General features: G+C 30.6%; 3 protein-coding genes. All 3 read right to left on the reverse strand.

Annotation, left to right across the window (positions count from 1 at the left end; all coding sequences use genetic code 11):
* On the reverse strand, window positions 1–426 hold a 426-nt coding region (locus tag ACH5TX_RS00280; RefSeq protein ID WP_439337563.1), incomplete at its 3' end, for a carboxypeptidase-like regulatory domain-containing protein.
* A gap of 121 nt (window positions 427–547) precedes the next feature.
* Complete coding sequence (locus ACH5TX_RS00285) at window positions 548–961, reverse strand: hypothetical protein (RefSeq protein WP_439337564.1); 414 nt, start codon at window positions 959–961, stop codon at window positions 548–550.
* 171 nt (window positions 962–1132) lie between these two features.
* Window positions 1133–1642, reverse strand: a complete 510-nt coding sequence (locus ACH5TX_RS00290) for a hypothetical protein (protein WP_439337565.1) — start codon at window positions 1640–1642, stop codon at window positions 1133–1135.
* Window positions 1643–2195: the final 553 nt, after the last annotated feature.

The raw sequence follows: 2195 nt of genomic DNA on the forward strand, positions 1-2195 counted from the left end.
TGACTTAATTTCAAAATCGCTACTATACTTATCAATCCAAGTCGACAATATATATGTATTTCGATTTTTTGGGTCAGGATAAAATGGTTCTCCAAAGTTGACAGATTCAGATTCCTGTTTTAATTTATAGTTTTTAAAGTCGGATTCAGATTCTAATTCAATTATGAATGGTTTGTGTCCATCATAGGTCACTTTTATTTTCGGGTCATAACAGAAACCTGTCATTTCTCCAATACTAAATTTTCCGTTTTGGTCAGAAATCGAATTTAGATTTTTTCCAAGCATTTCAATTTTCGCGCCGCTTATTGCTTGACCTGTATTTGATGAAATAATTTTTCCATTTACTTCAATCCAACAATCACAAGAACAAAGCAAAAGTGAAATTCCGATAAATGTAAAAAACTTGATTTTCATAGTTGTTCTCAAATAGTGGCTAACGGTTATGCATATGGAAAGTGCGATTTTGTGTGCGAGGATTTTCCGAAGGAAAATCAGAAGCAAGCAAAGGAGCAATAACCATTTGATTTAGCACTAAAATAAGCATTTTTTATATGCGATGTTGTAGTGCGTTTTTCATATTCATTCTTTTCATTGAAAACGTTTTTGATTTTTCATTCAAAAAGTCAATTATTATAATTCCTTTTTCAATAAATTTATTCTTTTCATATTTTTTTCCGAAATCTACGGTTTCTGATTTTATTATAATTTCGTAAATTAATTCCGCTATTTTTTCGGTATGTGATTCATGTAAATTTGATATATGCTTTATTAATTCAGAAGCTTCCATTTCAATTATTCTATCTAATGATAAGTCTAATTCACTTTTTAGAGCCTCACTTATTTTCTTAATTCCGCTTTTAGAGTTATTTGAGTTTAATCCACAAATTTTCTCAATTAAACTATTTATCGTTAAAGTCAGTTTTTGAATTTCTCGTTTTATTAAGTCTTTTTCTACTTCCATTTATCAATTCAGAGTTCAGTTTTTTAATGCACTACAACGGTTACGTATAATATTAGTGGCGTGTTTAAGCACTAATTTAGTAAATAGAAACTTGCCAGCGGAAAATTCCGCAGGAATTTTCCAAGTAGGCTAGAACCAGCCATTAATTTTATGCTTTGTTGGCAACAGTTTTTATTTATTTCCAATTAATATTCTAGATTTTTCGTGATTTGGCCATTTATCTGCTCTCATACAAATAGCAATTTGTTCAATCCAATATTTCTCATCTTGAATATTATTAATTGTTATCAATTCAGAATTACTTTGATTAAATAATTCAGTAATGTTCTTTTCGGTTGATAATTTAACAAAAGTCAGAGCTAGAGCTTCTTTTGTCAGTTTCAATGACTTTAGCTTATCAGGGAGAATGTCGAGCGTACAAAATAAAGAATAGTATAAATTATATAACTCCTCATAAATCAGTGAGTTTGGTAATTTCGGATTCAGATATTCATAAAGTTTTTCAGCGCTTTCTATTTCCGATTCTGATAAAGTTTGAGTTTCAAATTCCGCTAAGTTTTGCTCAATCATTTTCTTTTCAGCTGGACGCTCGGTTTTCCAGAAAATACGTTTTCCAATTTTACGTAAATGCTTATCCCAAGATTTGGTTTGAGTTAGTTGTCCTTTCTTTTTATTCGCCATTTTCTCAAATTGTTGCCAACGGTTTGGTGTAAGGAAAGTACGGTTTTGTGCTCTGCGATTTTCCGAAGGAAAATCGGAAGAAAACAAAGAAGTACTAATTTACGATTAAGAAATAAAGATAGTATTTTTTTTACACATAGTTGTAAATAGTTGCGACACATTTGAGTGATCACGTTTTTTTTTATTACCGCAATTAACTCCGTTTGAGTAAAAAGTCAGATATAGCTTTTAAAATCCGTTTGAGTGATAAAATCAGTAAAGAGTATTCAATTAGTTTTTTAATTCCGCAAACAAGCTAAAAATCCACAAGAGTAGTTTTCCGTATCATGCTAAAATTTCGCGTAAAGATTGGTTTTTAAATTCAGAATTCAGTCAGTTTTTCTCAGCGTAAAGTTTTTCGGAGCTATTATTTACAACGGTTGTGTATAAGGATAGTGCGGTTTTGTGTCCGAGGATTTTCCGCAGGAAAATCAGAGAGACCAAATACGCGCTATCTTTTTGATTTAGTAATAAAATTAAGCATTATTTCTTATACTTTGTTGTGCCTCGTTTT

This window comes from Thalassobellus citreus (genome assembly GCF_044385915.1).
Taxonomy (GTDB): domain Bacteria; phylum Bacteroidota; class Bacteroidia; order Flavobacteriales; family Flavobacteriaceae; genus Thalassobellus; species Thalassobellus citreus.